Annotated in this window: 20 protein-coding genes; 6 read left to right on the plus strand and 14 right to left on the minus strand. The window is 45.5% G+C overall.

The window, feature by feature from the left end; translation table 11 throughout:
* Nucleotides 1-50 precede the first annotated feature (50 nt).
* The 3 genes from ACQEXT_RS09330 to ACQEXT_RS09340 all read left to right on the plus strand — a co-directional run bounded on the left by ACQEXT_RS09330 (nt 51) and on the right by ACQEXT_RS09340 (nt 4511).
* Entirely contained in the window at nt 51-968 is a 918-nt protein-coding gene (locus ACQEXT_RS09330; protein ID WP_426951738.1) for a LysR family transcriptional regulator, read from the plus strand.
* Nucleotides 969-1098: 130 nt separating this feature from the next.
* Complete coding sequence (yegD, locus tag ACQEXT_RS09335) at nt 1099-2451, plus strand: molecular chaperone (protein ID WP_426951739.1); 1353 nt, start codon at nt 1099-1101, stop codon at nt 2449-2451.
* Between the two features lie 260 nt (nt 2452-2711).
* Complete coding sequence (locus ACQEXT_RS09340; protein WP_426951740.1) at nt 2712-4511, plus strand: amidohydrolase; 1800 nt, start codon at nt 2712-2714, stop codon at nt 4509-4511.
* Nucleotides 4512-4578: 67 nt separating this feature from the next.
* Here ACQEXT_RS09340 and ACQEXT_RS09345 read toward each other — a convergent pair whose 3' ends face one another.
* The 10 genes from ACQEXT_RS09345 to yihU form a co-directional block, all read right to left on the minus strand.
* A complete protein-coding gene (locus tag ACQEXT_RS09345; RefSeq protein WP_426951741.1) occupies nt 4579-5094 on the minus strand; it encodes a lipocalin family protein in 516 nt (171 codons plus the stop codon).
* Nucleotides 5095-5173: 79 nt separating this feature from the next.
* Nucleotides 5174-5638, minus strand: coding sequence for an ASCH domain-containing protein (locus tag ACQEXT_RS09350; protein WP_426951742.1), 465 nt, complete (start codon nt 5636-5638; stop codon nt 5174-5176).
* Nucleotides 5639-5746: 108 nt separating this feature from the next.
* On the minus strand, nt 5747-6118 hold the full coding sequence (locus tag ACQEXT_RS09355) for a RidA family protein (RefSeq protein ID WP_426951744.1): 372 nt from the start codon (nt 6116-6118) through the stop codon (nt 5747-5749).
* 344 nt (nt 6119-6462) lie between these two features.
* On the minus strand, nt 6463-7713 hold the full coding sequence (locus tag ACQEXT_RS09360; RefSeq protein ID WP_426951746.1) for an AGE family epimerase/isomerase: 1251 nt from the start codon (nt 7711-7713) through the stop codon (nt 6463-6465).
* A 54-nt stretch (nt 7714-7767) separates the two neighbouring features.
* Nucleotides 7768-8034, minus strand: coding sequence for a PTS transporter subunit EIIB (locus ACQEXT_RS09365; protein WP_006880290.1), 267 nt, complete (start codon nt 8032-8034; stop codon nt 7768-7770).
* A 54-nt stretch (nt 8035-8088) separates the two neighbouring features.
* A complete protein-coding gene (dctP, locus tag ACQEXT_RS09370; RefSeq protein ID WP_006880289.1) occupies nt 8089-9135 on the minus strand; it encodes a TRAP transporter substrate-binding protein DctP in 1047 nt (348 codons plus the stop codon).
* Between the two features lie 85 nt (nt 9136-9220).
* Nucleotides 9221-10510, minus strand: coding sequence for a TRAP transporter large permease (locus tag ACQEXT_RS09375; protein ID WP_426951748.1), 1290 nt, complete (start codon nt 10508-10510; stop codon nt 9221-9223).
* A gap of 12 nt (nt 10511-10522) precedes the next feature.
* On the minus strand, nt 10523-11143 hold the full coding sequence (locus ACQEXT_RS09380; RefSeq protein ID WP_426951750.1) for a TRAP transporter small permease: 621 nt from the start codon (nt 11141-11143) through the stop codon (nt 10523-10525).
* 78 nt (nt 11144-11221) lie between these two features.
* A complete protein-coding gene (locus tag ACQEXT_RS09385) occupies nt 11222-12082 on the minus strand; it encodes a class II fructose-bisphosphate aldolase (RefSeq protein WP_426951751.1) in 861 nt (286 codons plus the stop codon).
* Nucleotides 12083-12623: 541 nt separating this feature from the next.
* A complete protein-coding gene (yihU, locus tag ACQEXT_RS09390) occupies nt 12624-13616 on the minus strand; it encodes a sulfolactaldehyde 3-reductase (RefSeq protein ID WP_426951752.1) in 993 nt (330 codons plus the stop codon).
* 109 nt (nt 13617-13725) lie between these two features.
* Between yihU and ACQEXT_RS09395 the strand changes: the two genes are divergently transcribed.
* Together ACQEXT_RS09395 and ACQEXT_RS09400 are read left to right on the plus strand one after the other, a co-directional pair.
* On the plus strand, nt 13726-14613 hold the full coding sequence (locus tag ACQEXT_RS09395) for a sugar kinase (RefSeq protein WP_426951753.1): 888 nt from the start codon (nt 13726-13728) through the stop codon (nt 14611-14613).
* 18 nt (nt 14614-14631) lie between these two features.
* Nucleotides 14632-15390: a DeoR/GlpR family DNA-binding transcription regulator gene (locus ACQEXT_RS09400; protein ID WP_426951754.1), complete on the plus strand. Its 759-nt coding sequence runs from the start codon at nt 14632-14634 to the stop codon at nt 15388-15390.
* Between the two features lie 125 nt (nt 15391-15515).
* On the opposite strand, the gene ACQEXT_RS09405 is transcribed toward ACQEXT_RS09400, so the two are convergent.
* The 3 genes from ACQEXT_RS09405 to hpfG all read right to left on the minus strand — a co-directional run bounded on the left by ACQEXT_RS09405 (nt 15516) and on the right by hpfG (nt 20198).
* Nucleotides 15516-16577 (minus strand): aldose epimerase family protein, encoded by a 1062-nt coding sequence (locus tag ACQEXT_RS09405; RefSeq protein WP_426951755.1) that lies wholly within the window; start codon nt 16575-16577, stop codon nt 15516-15518.
* Nucleotides 16578-16620: 43 nt separating this feature from the next.
* Nucleotides 16621-17577 carry a (2S)-3-sulfopropanediol dehydratase activating enzyme gene (gene hpfH / locus ACQEXT_RS09410; RefSeq protein WP_426951757.1) on the minus strand — a complete coding sequence of 319 codons (957 nt, stop codon included), beginning with the start codon at nt 17575-17577 and terminating at the stop codon, nt 16621-16623.
* Between the two features lie 89 nt (nt 17578-17666).
* Nucleotides 17667-20198 (minus strand): (2S)-3-sulfopropanediol dehydratase, encoded by a 2532-nt coding sequence (gene hpfG, locus ACQEXT_RS09415; RefSeq protein WP_426951759.1) that lies wholly within the window; start codon nt 20196-20198, stop codon nt 17667-17669.
* Nucleotides 20199-20453: 255 nt separating this feature from the next.
* Between hpfG and ACQEXT_RS09420 the strand changes: the two genes are divergently transcribed.
* Nucleotides 20454-21194 carry a sulfite exporter TauE/SafE family protein gene (locus ACQEXT_RS09420; RefSeq protein WP_006880279.1) on the plus strand — a complete coding sequence of 247 codons (741 nt, stop codon included), beginning with the start codon at nt 20454-20456 and terminating at the stop codon, nt 21192-21194.
* Nucleotides 21195-21650: 456 nt separating this feature from the next.
* Here ACQEXT_RS09420 and ACQEXT_RS09425 read toward each other — a convergent pair whose 3' ends face one another.
* Nucleotides 21651-22733, minus strand: a complete 1083-nt coding sequence (locus ACQEXT_RS09425; RefSeq protein WP_426951761.1) for a glycerol dehydrogenase — start codon at nt 22731-22733, stop codon at nt 21651-21653.
* Nucleotides 22734-22769: the final 36 nt, after the last annotated feature.

Below are 22769 nucleotides of genomic sequence, written 5' to 3' on the forward strand. Positions count from 1 at the left end.
CTAACCTAATCGATTCAGTTTTGCACAAAACGCAAAGGCGAGGTAAGACAGTGTTAGACCTAATCCGAATCTTTAATCAAGTGGTCGAGTCAGGCAGTTTTTCTCAGGCTGGCAGCGTGTTGAACATGGCACCTTCATCGGTGGCGAGAAACATAGACAACCTCGAAGCCCAACTCAAAACCACACTGTTCAGGCGCAGCACGCGACAACTACTGCTCACCGAAGAAGGCCAGTACTTTCACCAACAGGCGCTGCCACTGCTCGACAACGCTAACACTCTGGTTGAAGAGATGAAGAAAACCCATCGTCAACCGGAAGGGCTATTACGCATCTCCGCCTTTGAGAGTTTCGGCAATATCTTCCTAGCCCCTTTGATCCCTAAGTTTTTGCAGCAATACCCAAAAGTCAAAGTCGAGCTTGAGCTGGATAATAAGGTCGTCGATCTCAACAGCGAAAATATCGATATAGCCATCCGCATCGGCTCACCTAAAGACAGCCGTTTACGAGCTCGCAAACTGATGACCAATCAAACCCTGCTGGTCGCTTCCCCTGACTACCTCAATAACCATCCCGAGATCACCGCCCCCGAAGACCTGGCCGATCACAATTGCTTACTCATCAGCCAAAAACGCCAACGAAGTCACTGGCACTTCCAGCATGGTAAAGTAAACAAACAGGTGATGGTCACAGGCAACCTAAGTTCAAGAGGGGGCTCCCCTGTACTATGGGGTGCACTACAAGGCACTGGCGTGTTACTGCTGTCCGACTGGATGGTCAAACCCTATCTGCAACAAGGCAGACTGGTACACCTATTACCAGAGTGGCATGCTTCATATGGGGAGAACCGAAGTGGAGAGATCTACGCTCTGTATAAGACAACCCAGTACCCGAAACCTCATATTCGTGCCTTTATCGATTTTATCCTCAATAACCTCGATCAGATTTATACTCTGCAAGCATCGACATAGCAGCACTCTCGTGGCTAAGTGTTCAACTCAGCAAAGATGACTTAACCTGAGTTTTAACAAAACCGCCAATAGCATTCACTACACCATTGCGGTAACATTGCCGACCTTTTTTCAATGGTAGGAGGTTCGAATGTTTATTGGCTTTGACTATGGAACGGCAAACTGCTCGGTAGCGAAAATTGAGCAAGGTGAACCAAAGCTACTCAAACTGGAAGGGGACAGCGTTTACATTCCTTCTACCTTATCGGCACCGACTCGTGAGGCAGTTACAGAATATCTGTTTAAGTTCCGCGATATCAAACCACTTGATGCTATTGGCGAACAAGTGCTTCGCCGTGCAATTAACTTAAACCGCGAAGACGGAGTTGAGTTTGTCGCAGAAGAAGTGGCCTTTGGTCAGGCTGCACTTGATCACTACCTACAAGACCCAAGCGAAAGCTACTATGTAAAATCACCAAAATCTTTCCTTGGCACATCGGGGCTGCGCGATGTACAAATCAGTTTTTTCGAGGATCTGGTGTGCGCCATGATGGACAACATCAAACGCAATGCAGAGCAAGACGCCGGACAAATCATTACTGACACAGTCATTGGTCGCCCAGTGAACTTCCACGGTCGTGATAGCGAAGCAGCTAACCGTCAGGCCGAAGAGATCCTACGCAAAGCAGCGACTCGTGCAGGTTTTAAGAACATCGAATTTCAGTTTGAACCCGTCGCCGCTGGCCTAGAATATGAAGCCTCACTCACTGAAAACAAAACCATATTAGTGGTTGATATTGGTGGTGGTACGACCGACTGTTCCTTGATCGAGATGGGACCAAACTGGCGCGGACAGTCTGACCGTACTCAAAGCCTGCTGGCGCATAGCGGTCAACGTGTAGGCGGAAACGACTTAGATATCGCACTGGCGTTTAAACAGCTGATGACTCCTTTTGGTTTAGGCAGTAAAACGACCTCTGACATCGTGATGCCGACCATTCAGTTCTGGAACCCGATAGCAATCAACAGCGTAGACGCACAGGCGGACTTCTACTCCCGTTCAAACCTAGCGACGTTAAAACAGCTGCATAAAGATGCTCAAGAACCCGAAAAGCTATTACGCCTGATCGAAGTGTTCAATGAAACCCTAGGTTATCATTTGGTACGTCAGGCGGAGGAAGCCAAAATTGCGCTTTCTGATCATCCTCACTATCGCGCAACAATGCAGCTGTTATCAGAACAGTTGGAAGTGGATATCAGTTTTGAGGACATGACCAATGCGATCGAGTCACCAAAACAGAAGATGGCAGAACTGGTCAAAGAAGCCGTTGAACAAGGTGGCGTCACGCCTGATGCTATCTTTATGACTGGCGGTTCCGCTCGCTCTCCTATTTTGCGTAACGCTGTTCAACAAACCCTGCCTAACATTCAGGTTGTCAGTGGCAACTACTTTGGCTCGGTGACCGCTGGGCTCGCGCGCTGGGCAGAAGTCTGCTTTAAATAACAAATCGCCTCAAGCGAAAGCTTGAGGCGATTTACATTGTAAATCGTAATTATTCAACGCTTTGAGCTGACTCGTAAATGGACAACATCACCTCTGTTTAGCAAAAGGTTTCAAATTCCTACATAAAATTCATTATTTTTGTCTCGCTTTTTGCACTTGAACGAAATTTTCCAAATTGAAATGCGAAAAACCTATCTGATTAATCTACACTTTTTGTCGATTATCATTTCTTACATCGCAGTTCCTTAGAGGAAAACATCATGAGAATTTCACCTTTAGTGCTAGCACTACTCTCTGTCAGTGGTACGGCAGTGGCGTCTAGTCCAACAAAGCCATTCGCAGATACTATTTATGTTGGCGGCGATATCATTACCGTTAACGACTCCAACCTAACCACTGAAGCTATCGCGATTAAAAATGGTCGCATCTTAGCGGTTGGTAAAAAATCAGAACTGATGGCGTTGCGAGATGATCATACCAATATTGTTGATTTAGATGGAAAAGCCATGATACCTGGCTTTATCGATGGTCATGGACATGTTTTTAACACTGGGGTTCAAGCGTTGTCTGCCAACTTACTTTCCGCTCCAGACGGCAACGTAAGTGACATCTCATCCTTACAAAAAGCACTAAGCTCTTGGGTTGCAAAGCCTGAAAACAGCAAACATGGAATCATTCTAGGCTTTGGCTATGATGACTCACAGCTAAAAGAACAAAGGCATCCTACTCGTCAGGAGTTGGATGTGGTGTCTAAAGAGCTACCGATACTGATTATTCATCAGTCCGGGCACTTAGCAACCTTGAACAGCAAAGCATTGCAACTCGCAGGCCTAACAGCAGAAAGTACCGACCCAGATGGGGGGAAAATTCGCAGAGAGAGCGACGGAAAAACACCTAATGGGGTACTAGAGGAGACCGCTTTCTTTGGCACCTTACTGCCGCTAATGGCCAAACTCAACGCAAAAGAAAATGAAGTTATTTTTAAAGCGGGTATGGAGTTATACGCGAGTTTTGGTTACACCACCGCACAAGAAGGGCGTGCTTCGACGTCTGCCGTGAAAACCATGTATGACTTAGCTCAACAAGGAAAACTCCCGATCGATGTGGCCGCGTATCCTGATATTCAAGTAGCTAAAGAAGCCATTGCTCCACCGTATTACTCAAGCGAGTATTCTAATGGATTCCGAGTGGCAGGCGCTAAGCTAAACCTCGATGGTTCTCCTCAGGGCAAAACCGCGTGGCTAACAAAACCCTATCTCATTCCACCAGTTGGTCAAGAGAAAGGCTACAAAGGTTATCCAAGCATGAGTGATGAAAAAGCTGCCGAATTCATTGAGTTGGCGCAACGCAATGGATGGCAGTTGTTAACCCACGTCAACGGTGATGCCGCGATTGACCAGTTACTTAACGGAATTGAAGCAAGTGAAAAAATCCATGGTATCGCAGACCGAGGCTTTGTCGCGATACATGCTCAGACTGCTCGTAAAGATCAGGTTGAGCGATTTAAACAATTGGGCGTATTTCCTTCGTTTTTTCCAATGCATACCTTCTATTGGGGTGATTGGCACATGAACTCTGTTTTGGGCAAAGGACGTGCAGAGAATATCTCCCCTACAGGTTGGGCGCGAGACTTGGGAATGATCTATACCTCGCACCATGATTCGCCTGTAGCTCTGCCTAATTCCATGCGAGTCTATTCCGCAACCGTTAATCGTGTCAGTCGTACTGGTCATGTGTTGGGGCCAAAACAACGTGTCTCGGCACTAGACGGATTGAAATCGCAAACCTTGTGGGCAGCGATTCAATACAAAGAAGAGAAAAATAAAGGATCACTAGAAGTAGGTAAACTCGCTGACCTAGTTATTTTGTCTGAGAATCCACTAACAGCAAAACCTGAAACACTGGCTGATATCAAAGTGTTGGAAACGATAAAAGAAGGTCAAACGGTATATTCAAGTGCTCAAAACGTCGCTTCGGGTAGCTGTGTAAACACCAAGCGATGTCAGGAAATCGCCACCGCTACGATGATTTCAGCAGGGCTATTGCATCATTCGCATTGATGCGCTCGCTTTGTCACCGACAGATAGGAAGCCACTTGGGCTTCCTATCTTTTAAACACTGTGAGTTTTACTTGTGCTCGACGTAAATAAGCTCTGACACGTTGAACCCATTCTGCTGAGCCAATCGCTCAAACTTTGCTTTGACATCAGGGCTGACGTCTGGCTTGCGCGACAATAACCACAGATACTCGGTATTTGGACCTGATACAAATGCGTAGTCGTAATTCTGTTTTTCTAATTCAAACACCACGTATGAGCCATAAAAAGGGCCAAAAAACGAGACTTTCAGATAGCCCTCATTCTCGCTGTTGACGAAGTAGGCCTTTCCTTCAGCCTGCTTCCACTCTTTGTTCTCAGCAGAATAGCCACGGTTGATGACCGATACGCCACCGTCAGGGCGCATGACATATTCGGCAGTCACATCGCTTAAACCACGCTCGAACGAATGATCTAAACGAGCCACTTCGTACCATTTGCCTAGGTAACTATCGAGCTTAAAATCGCTAACAGGTTGAACGTTTTGAGGCATACCCAAACAGCCCGCGAGTGACAGTAGAGCGATGCATAGCAATAAGTGCTTCATGGTTTACTCCGTTAAAAAACCAATAAGTGACTGTTGATACGATGATTTTTCATAATAGCTCATTTGCCAGCGACAATGATTATTTATAAACAACTTTGAAGCGTTCTAACACCAACATCATCTCTTGGGTCGGTTCAATGCCCAGTTCTGCACACTCTTTACTAAAAAAGTCCCAGTGTGCTTCTCGCCACCATTGAAGAGACTTATCTCCTTCCCCCTCTTCTGCAGCAAACTCAGCGCTGACATCACAATACTTAGCGGTACTCACTGAACTGATTTCAACGATGCAAACTGGATTTCCATGCCAGTCTGTCACAACTTGAAGATGGCCGACCTGAGGCATCGGCTCGCCTTGGTGACGATACCAATACTCCATGCTGCATGACGCACGTTTCTCACCGCGAAGGATCAGATCAGCGCATAGGTTGGCGTTATACTCATCATTACAATAGTAATCTGAACTAAATGAGGTGTGCTGTGCAGCAAGCTCTGCAGGCAATGAGTTTAAATACTGATCCAGATAGGCCTGACTTCTTTCATCCATGATTTTCGATACTCCAATAAAAACAAAACCTTGTATATAAAGAAACGACGTCTTTCACTGGCTATTGTGCCTTAAACATCAGAGCTAGTTCAAACCGATTCGTTGTTCTTATAGCGCGACAACCGCTTCTATCTCAATTAGTAAATCAGGATGAATCAATTTCGAAACCTCAACAAGAGAGCACGCTGGTAAGTAGCCATCGTAGAAATCAAATAGCAGCTCTCGAATACTGGTTAGCTTCGACATATCTCGCACAAAAATCGTCAGTTTGACCAGATCGCTTTTTGAGCGTTTTTCCTGCTCAACAACCTGCGCGATCTGATTAAGTACCTCCTTAGCTTGAGCAGCCATATCCAGAGATTGAGCATCAGTACCATAAGCCGTTAACCCTGATAGATATAGGGTGCCATTGTGCTTTGTTGCATGAACATAAGGCCCTGCGATTTGAGGTAAATTTGGGTAACTAATCCGTTCTACCAATTGCTTCTCCTTATTTGAAATTGGAGGGACACACGCTTTAATAATTCATTTCTAAACTCTATTCTTGGTGTGTGTCCTGATTATTCTTGGTGTGTGTCCTGATAATGCTGATAATGCTTGTGATAATGCTAGTGTATTTAACTCTAATGCATGCTGAACTCGATGCATAGCCATATTGTTGATACTCAAGGGAGTTTGCGGCTGATATCTAGCCTATAAAGAAGTTCTTTGGGGAATGGATGTAGGAAAATCGCGTAATGTAACGAAAAGCTTAGTTACATTACGCTCAATTAAAAAGTGAGCACTTCGACATGCCAGAGGTGCTCTAATCTAGACCGAGTGCCTTATTTACAAGTTGAGTCTAGTAAACCGTTAGCCAACGCTGGTGCAAGGCCTGGAGTCAGGGGTAGTCGAGGAATCACCAAACAGTGCATTAGATGGTAGATGTCTTGCTTGCCATCCCAAACCACGCTGGTACCTGCCTGGTTGTTTACGTCCAGCTCTTGCCACCATGAGCAGCCTTCATAGTCGATTAGGTAAGTACGGCAGTAGTCCCACCATGTGCGGTACCAGTCTTGGTACTTTTGGTCGCCCGTCACTGTGTACAGTGCGTAAGCAGTACCAATTGCCTCAACCGGAGCCCAGCGGATACGTTCACGAACTACAGGCTTGCCTTCCCAGTCAACTGAATAAACAAAGCCCGGAGCACCGTCCACGTGCCATGCATCTCTTACTGTTGCGTCGAACAGTCCAATTGCGTCTTCTAGCAACCAATCTGGGCAGTGCGCACCTAATTCTTGTAGCGTTGCACGTAGGTGACAAATCAGACGTCCCCACTCAATCCAGTGACCAGGTGTACCACCGTATGCGCGGAAGTGACTTGCTGGCGTTTCTTTGTTGTAGTCTGGTAGAGGCTTCCAATCAGAGTCAAAGTGTTCGTTGACACGATAGTTCAGACCTTTGGCTGTCTTGTTGATCATAAACTCAGTGATGTTCAGAGCACGGTCTAGCCACTTCTTATCTTTTGTTACATCGTAAACAATCAGGAATGCTTCTACCGAGTGCATTGCCATGTTGCCGCCACGGTAATCTTCGGTTTCAGTCCAGGCTTGATCCCAAGACTCGTAGCACATTTGACGCTCTTCAACCCAAAAGTGATTTTCATAAACGTTAATTGCTTCGTCTAGTAGCGCCTGGGCACGTGGGTGGCCAGTTGTGACCGCGCTTGCTGCACCTAACAGAACAAATGCGTGCTGGTAGCCTTGTTTAGACGAATCCATGATGCCTTCGCCTTTGTTGTCGATAGTCGCGAACCAGCCGCCATGCTCTTTATCTTTCAGAGGACCTTCAAGTGCCGCAATACCGTGTTCAACCAAGTCGTATGCACCCGGGCGCCCCATGTGAGCCGCCAGAGCGTAACAGTGAAGCATACGCGCGGTAATCCAAAGGCGAGTACCCATCTCTTCACGGACCTTGCCGTTGTTACCAATCCAGCCGAAGCCGTTCGGTACCACTGAGTTACGCCCGAATTCGAAAATGCGGTCAGTTTCCGTTTCTAACCAAAAGTTGTGAGAGCGAGTATTAATCCATTTCATTTCAACGTTACCTTTATAAATTTATTTTTGATTCTATAAGTGAGCGGTATTGGCTTAACCTACCGCTTGCGTTCTTAATTCTTCAGCCAGATTGTGAACATCAAAGAACACCACCTGAATTTGATTTTCCGGTAGGCGGATAAAACCAAGAGCCCCCTGACGACGAAGCAGTTTTTCGTCTACAGCGCCCATATCTTTCACCTGAATGCGCAAGCGGGTTGCACAGTTATCAATTTGGCCATCTTCAATATTTTTGATCCCGCCTAGAGCGCAAAGGATCTTCTGTGCTTTAGCTTGTAAATTGCCTTTATCATTAATCATTTACTGTCTCCTGTTAGGAAGGGCGCCTAGTTGACACCCTTCGCAGGGTATTGATTACATGGTTAGGTTGTATGACGCTTCGATTTGCGCTTCACACGTTTTAATTTCCGTTTGGAAACGTTCTAACCACTGTTTACCTTCTCCATTGGCTGCTGCAGCCCAGCTATCGATAACTGGCTTAGTGGCCGCTTTGAAGGCTTCTTTCTCAGCGACTGTTGGGTTGTAAATCGTTCCGTTTGATTGCTTGAATACTTCGTACGAAGCGTATTCATTGTGCTTAGGATACGAGTTGAGGTACTGCTGCTGAGCTTCGATGGCATCAAGCACTACACGTTTTAGCTCTGGTGAAAGTGAGTTGAACTTCATGTCAGACATCAACCACGCGCCGCCCATGTAGGCATGACCATCCAGAGTCAGATAATCCAGACTCTCGTGGAATCGGCTTTGTACGATATCGACGATGCCATTTTTTGTCCCTTCCACAACACCAGTTGACAGCGCTGTGTATACCTCTGGCCAAGCGATTGGTGTTGGTGAACCATCCAACTGCTTAACAAGATCTTGTTGTACTTTTGCCGGAACAGTACGGATCTTCATACCTTCGACGTCTGCAGGTGTCTTGATGGCCTTCTTGGTGGTCGCGAAGTTACGCCAGCCACCTGAGTTTGCCACCATCATCAAGCGCACATTTGGTGCTTTTTTGATAACGTTTTGGCGAACATCTGACATAAATTCGTCGTTACCGTAAACACACTCCGCTACGCGGTCATTTGGCAGAAGGTATGGTAGGTCAAAAGATTCTGCAGGCTTCCAGTAGTATGCGATTTCAGACACTGTGGTTGGGAAATAGTCAAACATACCTGCCTGAACCCCAGCGATACATTCTTTTCCTGAGCCACATAGCTGACCAGAACCGTAAATATTTACCTTAATTTCACCATTTGAACGTGTCTCTAAGTGATTCTTAAATACCAGCAACGACTGATGGTTGTAGCTTTCCGGTGACGTTAAGTGAACGACGTTAAATTCTGTTGCTGCAGATACTGCACCCGTTGCTAGTAATACGCTAGAAGCTACTAGAGTAAGGATTGATTTCTTCATAATTTTTGACCTTGTGTAGGGAAGTTTCTACAGCGGCACCTGAGAGGTAACCAAATGCCGCTGGTAATTTGTCTTATATTGCTGGTTACATGATGCCGAACATCTGTGGCAGACCGATAACCAATTGAGGGAAGAACGAGATTACGAAAATCAGTGCTGCCTCAACGATTAGGAATGGAACAATCTTTCTTGATATTTCAGATACAGAGACCTTAGATACCCCCGATGCCACGAACAGAACTAATCCCATCGGCGGAGTCGCCAGACCGATAGAAAGGTTTGCACACATCACCACACCGAAGTGAACAGGGTCGATGCCAGCGTTAATCATGATTGGTGCGAAGATCGGAGCGAAGATAAGAATCGCAGGACCTGCGTCGAGGAACATACCAATGATGAACAGCAGAACGTTGATGATTGCAAACAGTAAGTAAGGGTTGTCCGTAATACCGTTCATGATTTCAGCAACCATGTTCGACACACCAGACAGGCTGATCAGAGACGCAAACCCACTTGCTGCCGCCACAATGATCAGGATTGACGCTGCGTTGACGGCTACTTTCGCGAACAGAGCGTAAGTTGCTTTAGTATTGGTCACCTTGATGATGAACAGTGATACGGCAATCGCATAGGCTACTGCAACAGCGGCTGCTTCAGTCGGAGTAAAGATACCGCCGTAGATACCGCCTAGAATGATAACTGGCGTAAGCAAAGGAAGAATCGCTAAGCGAAATGCTTGCTTACGTTCCATTGCAGGTGCACGTTCCATCGGCTGAACATCTGGGTACTTACGGATCTGGAAGTGGTTCATTATCATCAAACCGAGACAGAAGATGATACCTGGTGTTACACCAGCCAAGAACATTGCCGCTACTGACGTGTTCATTACGAAAGCGTAGATAAGCATGATGCCCGATGGAGGAATGATGTTACCAAGAACCGTAGCTGCTGCAGTTAGTGCTGCTGAGTAACCCGTATCATATTTGTATTTTTTCATTTCAGGGATCAGCATGCCGCCAATTGCTGATGTTGCCGCAACAGCAGAGCCTGTCAGAGCGCCAAAAATAGTTGCTGCTAGGATAACTACATGCCCAAGACCGCCGCGCAAGTGCTGCACCATAGTCTGAGCGAAAGCGATAATACGAGGAGTAATACCACCCGCAGTCATGCATTCACCCGCAAGCATAAAGAAAGGTAGCGCTAACAGCAGGAAGCTATCAAGTCCCGAGTAAAGACGCTGGTACAGCATGTTCGCGAACAGCATCTGATCATTTTGGAACAGAGTAATCATAGGTGACAGGCCCAGTGTGAACAGTACTGGAACACCGATGATTAATAGAATTAGAAAGTAGAGTAAGAAAATTGGAGAAACCATTATAACACCCTCTTAAGCCGCAGCTTCTGGTTCAAGTGACTGCGTTTGCTTTGGCTCTTTTGCAGGTACTTCTTCAACCGCAGGAGCTTCAAACAATTCAGCTGTCTTAGCTGTTTGAGATACATCTTCAAAATCACCCAGTACGCCACGAATAGACGCTACGCATTTTTGTAGTGCATACAGGATGGTCACCCCCATCATTACAGGTGGAATGATGTAAACGTAAAACATTGGGATAGGTAGGCTATCTGCCATTACAGAACCGGTTTGGAAGAAGTTCCAGCCAAACTTAATCCATACCGCAAACACTAAAATTGCCGAAATGTGCGCCAGTAAAGCTAAGAACGAAAAAAGTCGTGGCGCTTTCTTTTCTAGGATTTCAGTAACAAACGTCATCGCAATGTTTTTATCCGTCAGGTAGACAAACGGCAGACACAGGTACGTCATGTAAATCATTAGAAATCGCGACATTTCATCGGTCCAGCTCAATGGAATATTGAGGACATAACGGAACAAAACTTGAGCAACAACGATAATCGTCATTATCAGAAGTAGAATGCCAGCTACGTGACGCAACACCTTAGATACAGGGGTTGTTACCGTGTTTATCGCATTTTCGATGGCTCTTAACATAGAATCACCATTATTGGATTAGAGAGTCAAAGGGGCCAGGTACCTGGCACCCTGTAGTTAACTTAGTTGTTGTTTTTATTATGCTTTGCCGTTTGAGCCAAACAGGCGAATTTTGTGCTGTACGACTTCTTTCATAGAAGCAATACCTGTATTCATCACATCAGCAAGAATGTAGTCCGTTTCATTCTCTTTCCAATGCGCCTGAACACCGTGGATAAAGCCCTGACGTAGTTCAGTATCTACATTTATCTTGGCTACGCCGCGTTTAACCGCTTCGACCACCTGATCATCAGGTACACCAGAGCCGCCGTGCAGTACGATAGGTTTTTTAACTGCTTCTTTAATTTCAGATAGACGCTCAAACTTCAGTTCAGGTGTAGTTTTGTACACACCGTGTGCTGTACCAATAGAAACCGCTAGGTAATCCACGCCTGTGCGTTCAGAGAAATCCAGAGCCTCTTCTACAGTGGTGATCATCGCGTCTTTTTCATCAACAGTGATATCGTCTTCTGTGCCACCGATCTTACCGATTTCACCTTCGGCACCTAAGCCAAGTGCATTTGCTACATCTACCACCGCTTTAGTAATGCGGATGTTTTCTTCAAACGGTAGTGCAGAGCCATCAAACATCAGCGATTGGAAGTCTCTAGTCGCAGCTTCCATACATTGTTCGAACTTGCGGCTGTGGTCCAGGTGAATACAGATTGGGACCGTAATCTGATGATGCTGAATTAATGAATCGACTGCGTCACGAAGTGGCTTCATACCCATTTCGTTAATTGCTTTCTGGCCAATCTGGATCATGATTGGCGACTTTTCTTCTTCTGCGGCGAGTAATACTGCTTTGATCGTTTCAAGGTTGTGAGCTGTAAAAGCGCCGATTGCGTAACCGTTTTTCCACGCTTCTTGAATCATTGTTTTACCAGATACGTAAGGCATTATCTTTGTTCCTTTATATGAATTTTGTCTTAATGACTTTTGCTTCGTTGAAAGACAAGTTACCAATCGAACTTGTCAATTTCTGTTAGCTAGATAACACTTCATGTTCATTAATTGACATTTATTACCACAAATGTACACGCGATCACAAAACACTCAATAACAAATAATAACTGGATATTATGTCGTATACCTAGGTACAAACATCATACGCAATGAGCAAAAATTGTGTTGATCTAGAACAGGTTTTCATCAATTACCATCAAAGCAAGATCCTTTAGCTAAAACGCTTTAGCGCAACAAGCATCTGTAATATTTAAGATAAATATGAACTAACTGACGAGTTGTTTAGCATCAGCTATTGACGGTATTGAACAGTGAATAAAAAGCCTTCTTTTATTCAACAACAAAAGAAGGCTATAGGGTTTTAGATGGAAGAGCAGCCACCCCAAAAGGGTTAAAAAACGAAAATTCATGATGTAAATGTCAAATATTGTTGAATTTACATCAATAAATTGCTGCCCTTGTGTGTATTTTCAAGTTAGCCGACTTTTGGGTCTAAGCCAGACGTTACACGTAGCTGCTCCAGCACGGCAGTCCAGTCCTGGCGTCCACGACCTGCCGCACGGGCGATACTGTATAGTTCACGCGATGCAGCGCCACATGGCATAGGAACATTAACCTGGTTTGCAAGATCTAGTGCAATACCTAGATCTTTGTGAGCAAGATCAATCATGAATACCGGAGACAAGTCACCAGACAATACTTTGCCCGGCCATGTGGTAGTGAAGTGCCCTTTGCCTGCAGGCGTTCCGCTCATTACTTTCATAGCAGTTTCCCACTCAAGACCAATAGCCTCAGATAGCGTAGCTGCCTCTGCAGACAAAGCGTTCAGTGCAATACTCATGTAGTTATTGATGATTTTGACCCGAATGCCTTTACCCGCACCGCCACAGTCAACCGTCTCATTGCCCATGCAGTCAAACAATGGCTGAGCACGTTCAACTTGCTCTTTTGTGCCGCCAGCCATGATCAGTAGTTCGCCTTTAACCGCATGCTCTGAGGTGCGGCCAACAGGAGCTTCCATCATTGAGAAGCCTTTGTTCGTCATCTCCTTAATTAGAGCATCAGTTTCAAGCGGGTGAATCGTCGACATGTCGATAAGTAATGCGTTTTTGTCCAGGGTAGAAATAACACCGTCGTCGCCGAAAATCACATTTTTTACTAGCGCACCATTTGGCAACATGGTTACTACAAACTCAGAATCTAAAGCGGCATCTGCCGGAGACACAGCTGCCGCTGCCCCCTGCTCTACCAACAGTTCAACAGCAGTCTGGTTGATATCAAATACTTTTAATGTGTGACCACCTTTGATTAGGTTCAGAGCCATTGGTGTACCCATTTGACCTAGACCAATAAAACCAATCGTCGACATTTTTTCTTCCTTCACGTTAGTGGTTAAGTTGCATTCAATATAAACATTAATTTCCATCCCGACCGTAACAAATGTCACATTTTGTTGTTTTGTGTCCATTTGGGTTGTTTTGTGATTATTGTCCCAGCCAAATGTACAAATTTGGATATACTGACACTATTAGCTCGCTACTCAGCAGCCCAATAATGTAGAGATAAAGAGAACAACTATGACAATTGCATGTGTAGGAATTACCGTTTTAGACCGAATCCAACGTGTAGAGAATCTGCCAACAACAGGTGGTAAATACGTAGCTAAGGATTACTATGAAGTTGGCGGGGGCCCAGCGGCAACGGCAGCTGTCGCCGTGTCTCAACTCGGTCACAGGGTCGACTTCATTGGTCGCGTTGGCCAAGATGGCGTCGCTGACACCATGCTGACTGAACTCGTAAGCTATGGTGTTAATGTAGACAAAGCGGTACATATCAAAGGAGCGTCCTCAGCCTTTTCAGCAGTGTTAGTTGACGACGAAGGTGAGCGAATGATCATTAATTACCAAGATAAGTCATTAAGTCGTGACCCTAAGCAACTTGAGAGTATCGACTTTTCACAGTATGAAACTGTTCTTACCGACGTTCGCTGGCCAGAAGGTGCCAAGTACGCTTTAGAACAGGCAAAACTACATCATATTCCGACAGTATTAGATGCAGACATCGCACCAGATCCAATTGATGAGCTGGTAAAATTGGCTGATCACGTGGCGTTTTCAGAGCCAGGACTAGAGAAGTTCACTGGCTGTAGTGATCCTGTAGAAGGGTTGAAAATCGCTAAAAAACAAACAGATGGCAAAGTTTATGTTACTGTAGGCTCTAAAGGTTGTTACTGGCTCGAAGGTAATGAACTCTGTCACGAGCCAGTAATCAAGGTAGACGTCGTTGATACAACGGGTGCTGGCGATGTTTTCCATGGTGCTTTAGCGGTTGCGGTCGCAGAATCGAAACAAAGTCGCGAGTCGATTGTTTTCTCTAACACAGTTGCAGCGCTAAAATGTACCAAGAAAGGCGGTCGAGAAGGAATCCCGACTAGAATAGAAGTGGATCAAAAACTACAAAAATAAACAAAACGAAGGACTGACGTGACTAATCCCAGACAAGATAAGTTAATTCAGCTAGTTAATGACAAAGGTTATTACAGTGTAGAGGAGCTGGCAGAAATGCTAGACGTTTCTACACAGACGATTCGCCGCGATATAAAGAAGCTCAGCAATGATCGTTTAGTGATTCGTCACCATGGTGGCGCAAGCTCACCAGCAACCAAAACGAACCTTGATTATGAAGTGCGTCAGGTTTCAGACACAGAGCAAAAGCATGCGATAGGCAAAGCGATTGCCGATTTGATTCCTGATAACTCGACAGTGTTCATCACTATCGGGACAACCGCAGAAGTCATAGCGAGTCATCTAGCCAAGAAAAACAATTTACAGGTCATTACTAATAGCCTTCGTGTAGCAAGCGTTTTGCATACCAATAAGTCTATCGATGTATTGATCCCTAGTGGAAAGGTGAAAGCCTTCAATGGCGGTATTGTTGGAACAGAAGCGATGGATTTCATCTCTAACTTCCGCTTTGATTATCTGGTTACCAGTGCCGCATCCGTGGATGTTGATGGCACCTTACTTGAGTATGATCTGAATGAAACCATGATCACTCAAACGGTAATGAAATCGGCGCGCCATGTTTTAGTCGCTATGGACTCGAGCAAGTTCATTCCCAAAGGCTCGATAACCTTAGCGAACATTAAAGATGTGACCTATTTTTTCACCGACACTAAACCGAGCCCTTCAATTGAAGCGGCAGCAAAGCAAGGTGAAACAGAATTGGTGATTTGCTCGTAAGTAATACCCGCATAATCTATTTAAACGGCTCCTTAAGGAGCCGTTTTAGTTTTACTGCAGTTATTTAGCAAACTAAATAAGCTCCGCTCTCTTTCGATCAGCAAAGCTTTGAGACACGCCAGTGATTACTTTATCGCAAAGCGGTGGATCGTTTTCTCTTGATACACTTCGCCCGGATTTAATCGCGTTGAAGGAAAGTGGGCTTTATTTGGACTGTCAGGAAAATGCTGCGTCTCTAAACACATTCCGTAACATGATTCATAACATTCACCATGTCTACCAAGCCAGTGTTTATTCGACAATTTGAATCCATTGTAAAACTGCACACCTGGCTGCGTGGTCAACACCGTCATCAGACGGCCACTATTTTGCTCATAAAGCTCTGCTGCATAGTGATATTCCCCTTCAGTTTCTGAGCGATCAAGTACCAGGTTGTGGTCGAAACCACCTTGCGGCATCATGTGCTTGTTGTCGCCAATGCGGGTCGTTTGGGTAAAGTCGAGACCTGTCCCTGCAACACTGCGAATTTCGCCTGTTGGTATTGAGTGTTCATCTACCGGGGTGTAGAACTGAGCAAATAGCTTCAGGTCATGACCGTCGACAGTACCTGAATCATGACCAGCTAGATTGTAGTAACTATGATTACATAAGTTCACGACCGTTGATTTGTCTGTCGTGGCCTCAAAGTTGTAATGGACCTGATCATTTTCGTCCAGACCTATGGTATGGGTAACATTGAGCGTACCGCCATATCCAGACTCGCCATCAGGCGATACACGGCTAAAGTGCAGGTAGATATATTCTTGCTGCTCTTCAATCGCAAAATTCCAGACATATTTATCGAACCCTTTACTACCGCCGTGCAGGTGTTGCCCTGTAGGTAACTCATTGGTTTCTAGCTGAAACTGACTACCGTCTAATGTATACCGACCAGCACCAATTCGGTTAGCAAAGCGACCCGCTACCGCACCAAAAAATGGGTGCCCTGCCAGGTATCTTTCTAGGCTTTCATAACCCAGTACCACATCGGCGCAGTCACCTTTCCGATCAGGAATTTCTAACGAGGTAACAATACACCCGTAGTTAGTGACTTGTAGCGTTATGCCTTGGCTGTTTTCTAACGTGAAAAGCTTAACAGGCAACGCCTGTCCTTCTACCTCACCCCAATCTTCTATCTTTAATTTCACCTGGTTGCCCCTTATATGTTTCTTCTTAATTACTGACGCGACTTTAAGCTGCTTGTTGTTGTTTTGTTCCTACGCAGCAGTATATTCCGCGTTGATTAAAGTAGTCGGCGATTTGACTGACTCGTTGCTGAAATGCGTGTCGCTCAAACTTAAGATCGTTCATTTTGTAATCAAGCCCGAGAGACTGGTACTTCTCTTCACCTAAACGCATAAAGCTCAATAGTTGCAGTACTTTAATCCGCCCTTGTAGTTGCGATTCGATAAAGTCAGCACTGGCTTTGATGTTCTCATCACTATCGTTAACCGTTGGAATAACCGGGATTCTTAAGATTAGATCATGGCCAGCCTCCGCAAGCGCTGTCAGGTTACGTAGAATCTTGCGGTTGTCGACACCGGTATAAGTTTTGTGCGCATTGCTGTCCATCAGTTTGATATCGGAAATGAACAGATCCGTATATGGCATCAACTTTTCGATGCGATTCCAGTTGGCATAAAAACTCGATTCCAGACAGGTGTGAATGCCTTCTTTTTTGCATGCTTTAAACAGCTCAAGAACAAAACTACTTTGTAGCAGCGGCTCTCCGCCAGAAACGGTAACCCCACCTCCCGAACGTTGATAGAAGCCCTTATCCTTCAGGATTAGCTCCATACATTCATCGACTGTCATCGACTGCCCCCACTGCTTGATCGCTTCCGATGGGCACTCCTCCACACAGTTGAGGCAGCCCGTGCACTGGTGGCTATTAATCTCTGCCAACTTTGCGTCAGAATAGAGCAGCATAGTATTATCGGGACACACATCTGAGCACGAGCCACAATGATCAGTAGAGATACATTGGTTGTTGTACACCCCGACCTCTACCCGGCGCTTAAAGCTCTCTGGATTACCACACCAGTCACAGCGAAGTGGACACCCTTTAAGAAAAATCTCCGTACGAATACCCGGTCCGTCATGGAGAGTGAATCGCTGCACATTTAGAACAGTTGCTAGGTCTGACACGTAAACCTCATCCCTTGTTAGAAAGACCAATACCCAAGCTCCGAAGCGATAGGATCAGCGATGAAGTCTTGGGTATCATCTTGGTTTAGTTAGAACCTTAGTTCGGTGCGTTGAATCAAGTCATCCTGCAATGGCTTACCCAGTTCAACAAAGTAAGCACTATAGCCGGCTACTCGAACCAACATATCTTTATAGAGTTCAGGGTTGTTTTGCGCCGCACGCATCTTCTCTGAGCTCATGATATTAAACTGGACGTGCATACCTTGCTTATTGATGTATTCATCGACAAAACTGACTAATATGTCACGACCCTCTACACCTGACACTGCGTCTTCAGGGAAACGCAGGTTGAGCAGAGTACCGTTGGTCGCCAGACTATGATCGACTTTTGTGACTGAGTTGATGACGGCTGTTGGACCATTGATGTCATGTGAACCACCCGCGGTATGGACAGGTCCCATGTTGTCTGAAATTGGCTCTCCATTCTTTCGTCCGTCGAGAGATGCATTGGTATACAAGCCCATACCTACATTTGCATTAACAGTGTAAACACCGGGGCTAAACTTACCCCCACGTGGATTTTGACGTCCTTTAATATGGCGGCAATAGCACTCAAACATGAACGAAAACAGCTCGTCAGCTTCATCGATATCATTGCCGTAATGGGGAATCTTAGCGCTGTTAACTAAGGCATACAGTTTCTCATGTCCGTCCCAGTTATCTTTGACGGCATCAAGTAACTGTTTGCCCGTATACTTCTGATCGTCGAATACCAGCTTCTTAATCGTTGCAAGCGAGTCTGCACAAGTCGCGATGCCCGCTGCCTGTGGAGCTGTGCCATTGTATTTGACACCACCGAAGGTCATGTCTTTCCCTGACTCAATACATCCTTCAAAGAAAGCTGAAATATAGGGGGTTGGTTTAATAAGACGGTGCATTTTATCGGTAACATTGAGGCAGCTACACAGCTGATCACACCAATAGCCAAACTGCTTATCGACACTTTCCAATACTTCATCAAAGGTCTGGTAAGTTTCGAGACTGCCTGTATCCGGACCAAGCTGCATCCCAGCATTCGGCCCAGAAAGGATACGACCACCATTAATTACCATTTCCATCATCTTGGCGGTATTCACATAACCAGCGTCTAGCCAACCATGCTCTTTGCCAGGAATAGTAGGCTCTACACAGCCCACCACTGCATAATCACGAGCTTCTTCCAGCGTCATTCCTTTGCCTAGCATGGCTTTAATTGCCGGGCCATCGTTGAACAATTTCGGGTGACCATAGCCAGCACGAACACACTCGATGGTTTTAATCTTCAGTTCATAGGGTGTGTTTTCATGCATTCGCAGACATACCCAAGGGTTCATCATCCGAGTGTGTGCCGAGGCTTCAAGCATCAGCATAGTCAGGTCATTAGTCGCGTCATTACCTTGTTGATCGACACCACCAATCGTCAGGCTTTCTCCACCAAATCCACGCCCATTGCGTACCTTTACGGTACCTTTATCTTTGAGTTTGGTCGGGTTGTTCATTTTAACGTACAGCACTTCCAGTACTTCGAGAATGAACTCTTTAGGCACAGCGTTTTCCGTCACATCCTTGGTGTAAAACGGCAGCAACCATTGGTCCATACGACCATAGGAAATCGAATGACCGTTACCTTCAATTTGAGTCATAGTGACAGCAAAGTTAAACAGCTGAGCTGCCTGCCAGAATGTTTGCGGCACACCACCCGCAATCTGGAAACAGTTAACAGACATCGCTTGCAGCTCTTGCTTACGCTTTTGATCTGATTCGTTAAATGCCATATCTTCCGCGAGTATGGCGTAGCGGGTGATATATTTGACTGCCGCTTCCAGCGAAATGATGGTCGCTTTGTAGTAATCCCGTTTTTCACTGAAGTCAGGATCTTGTTTAGACAATTGAGAAAACGCATTGCGAGCTTGTTCCAACACTCCATTATAGCCAAGTGTCATCAGCTTTTTGAAGTCCATAGAAAAATGACCAATACCCGCGAAATGGTAATTGTTGGTCTGGAACACTTTTTCCCCCATGTGTGACCCTTTCTTTTGGTCATCATCAAGATGGGCAGTAATAAACTCGTTGGCAGTTTTTCCTTTCCAGTACTGACAAAGTTCCAGAATTTCAGCTCTGTCTTGCTCGTTGCGAATGTAAAACTGATCGTTAGGGCGCTCTTCAAAAGGCGAGTTCAGAATCTCGTCGATAATCCAATCGACAGAAAATTCTGGATAGATTGGTGACGCTTTCGCTGGTGCAGCAATTTCCCCAAGGATTAAATCCTCGTCATAGATATAGAGCGTGCTGTTAAGCAAGATATTTTCAAACGCATAAGCGCACTGCAATATCCGCGGCATCGCTTGATTGTTTTGATACGCCTCCGTGACTAAACGTAGGCGCTCAACGTCAATATCATACGGTCTGTCCAGAAAGGTTTGGCGCAATCTGTTTACGCGAGGAAAAGGAGACCAATCGGCGTGCCCCACCTCATAGCCTAATCCATAAACCTTATCGAATGCTTCGGTACCTTGCGCATCGGTGTGATGACTCGCCCTTAAATCGAACAAGCTCTGTTTCTCTGCCTGGAAGTTCTCCATAGCTAACCTCATTAAAAAAGAAATAATCAAAATGCCAATGCTCGCTCAAGGGATCCAGGCATTGGCATTTTGACCAACAAAGAAGGTCGATGATTAGAGAGATCATTATACGAAAGGGGTAAAAAGCATCTGAGACGGCAGTCACAAAGTGAAACCAAATGGACACAAAACAACAAAATGTGACACAAATAGTGGTAATTAATTTCAATAATTCTATAGTGACCTTACTCTCACTCAGCTCAAAAAACAGGATATATGGACACCACGATAATATTTATTTCGATGATCATCGCTTTAGCGGGATTCACCCAAGGCCTGACCGGATTTGGTTCCGCGCTTGTGTCAGTCCCCTTACTTTCTCTTATTGTAGGAGCTCAAACAGCGGTCCCTATTGCAGGTATCTTTGGCTGGTTAGTTACCCTACCTGTTGTATGGAAAATGCGACACTCTATTCAACGTCAGACAGGATTGATCTTATTTGCTGGCTCAATTCCAGCATCATTTGTTGGAGCAAAACTGTTAGCAACTATGCCCTCTCAGTACATCCTTTTAACCATGGGTATTGTGCTGGTCATGTCGAGCCTACACTCGATGATCTCCACTAAACCATTGTTTAAGAAGACTTCTGTTCCAATTACGGTCGGGGCGGGTTTCACGTCAGGAGTGCTTGGTGCGAGTGTAGGTGAGTCTGGTCCCCCGGTGATTGCTTACACATCAATGCAGCCTTGGACTGCCGATCAAACCAAATCAACGTTAGCGTTCTTTTTCATGCTGCAAATGATCGGTGCCAACATCAGTTTCTGGAATGAAGGGCTAATTACCGAGCAAGTTGTCTCTCATGTCATTTCTGCACTGCCTGCTTTCGCGGTCGGTTTAACTGGTGGTATGATTGGCTACCACTACTTACAAAAATACAAAATCGACTACCATAAAATCGTACATAGCTTCCTGCTAGTTATTGGCTGTATGCTAGTATTTAAAAATGTAAGTTTTTAGACATTTTACTAACCTCATTAACTTTAAAGCGGTAGCAAATAGCTACCGTTTTTTATTCCAGCCCCACCTTTTTGTCTGGCGGCCAGATTTACTCTCTCATCACTAAGGTTAAATGGCTTTCCAACAGACTCCTCCCTGCTACCCTAGACCCTAGCTGCAAAACCCAAGCTGTCTCCACTATTTACGCAGTTTGAGTGCCACTCATACTGCGTGTTGCCCCAGAGGAAAACCAACTATGCTGGTCCGGAGCAAGAACTTGGGGGTCTTATGGCTGTAATGAGAAATACAGACGTCGCGATAGCCGGTTGGCACGCCATAGCATCAGAACGGTTCGACCAGTAAGTGTACTGACCAGAGATGGTCACCACCTAACGGCTTAACTACCAATTAAAGAGATATTCAAACAAAAAAACGGCTCTCATTAGAGAGCCGTTTTACTATCGATATGTTCTACGCTTATAACCCTAGCTTATGTGCAGTAAGAATCGCAGCGTACACTGACTGTGCATTAACAGGGAAAGGCATGTTATGAATAGTTTCTCCTTCTGCGCATGATGCTTGAGCAACCTCCATCAGTTTCTCATGATTGAGCTCTTTGACACCCATTTGATGCAGGTTTGTTGGCAAACCAACAGAGCGACAGAAAGTAAGCACCTGTTCAATTTCTGCATGTGGTGCGTTCTCCAGAATAAGCTGAGTCAGCGTACCAAACGCCACTTTTTCACCATGCAGTAAGTGATGGCACTCTTCGAGTTTAGTCAGACCATTATGAATCGCGTGTGCCGCAGCCAGACCAGAGCTTTCAAAGCCAATGCCAGACAGATAAGTGTTCGCCTCAATGATGTTTTCTACCGCTTTAGTCGATACACCGTTTTCCACTGCTGCTTTAGCTTTTACGCCATCTTCAATTAGTGTTTCGTAGCAGAGTTTCGCCAGTGCCTGAGCTGAACGAGTTGGTGCTCCGCCCGCCATTGTGGCTTTACCTGATAAGCCATTCGCACGTGCTTCAAAGTAAGTCGATAGTGCATCACCCATACCTGCCACCAGCGTACGTACGGGTGCAGCTGCGATGATACCTGTATCCATAATCACCATATTCGGGTTTGATGGAAATAGTAGATACTCACTAAACTCACCTTCTGGGGTGTAAATGACTGCCAGGGCTGAAGTCGGTGCGTCTGTCGACGCAATTGTAGGCACGATAACCACTGGCACTTTGGTGTAGTAAGCGACCGCTTTTGCTGTATCGAGTGTTTTACCACCGCCGATACCGATGATGACGTCATTACCTTGTTGACCGCTCACTTCGATCAAGCGCTCAATTTCCACACGAGAACACTCACCGCCAAAGGTATTGAAGTTGGCTTCTAAACCTTCACCTACAATACTAGTCTCCACGCGATCTCGGACCAAGCCCATCACAAAATCATCGGCTATGGCTAGCGGCTTTTTGCCAAACACAGAGACATATTTACCAATGTTGTCTAGAGCGCCTTCACCTTGAACGTATTTACTTGGAGAGATAATGATATTGTCCATAATGGATTCCTTATTCTAATTCTGTTTCACGTTATT

The organism is Vibrio sp. TRT 29B02, from assembly GCF_050113655.1.
Classification (GTDB): domain Bacteria; phylum Pseudomonadota; class Gammaproteobacteria; order Enterobacterales; family Vibrionaceae; genus Vibrio.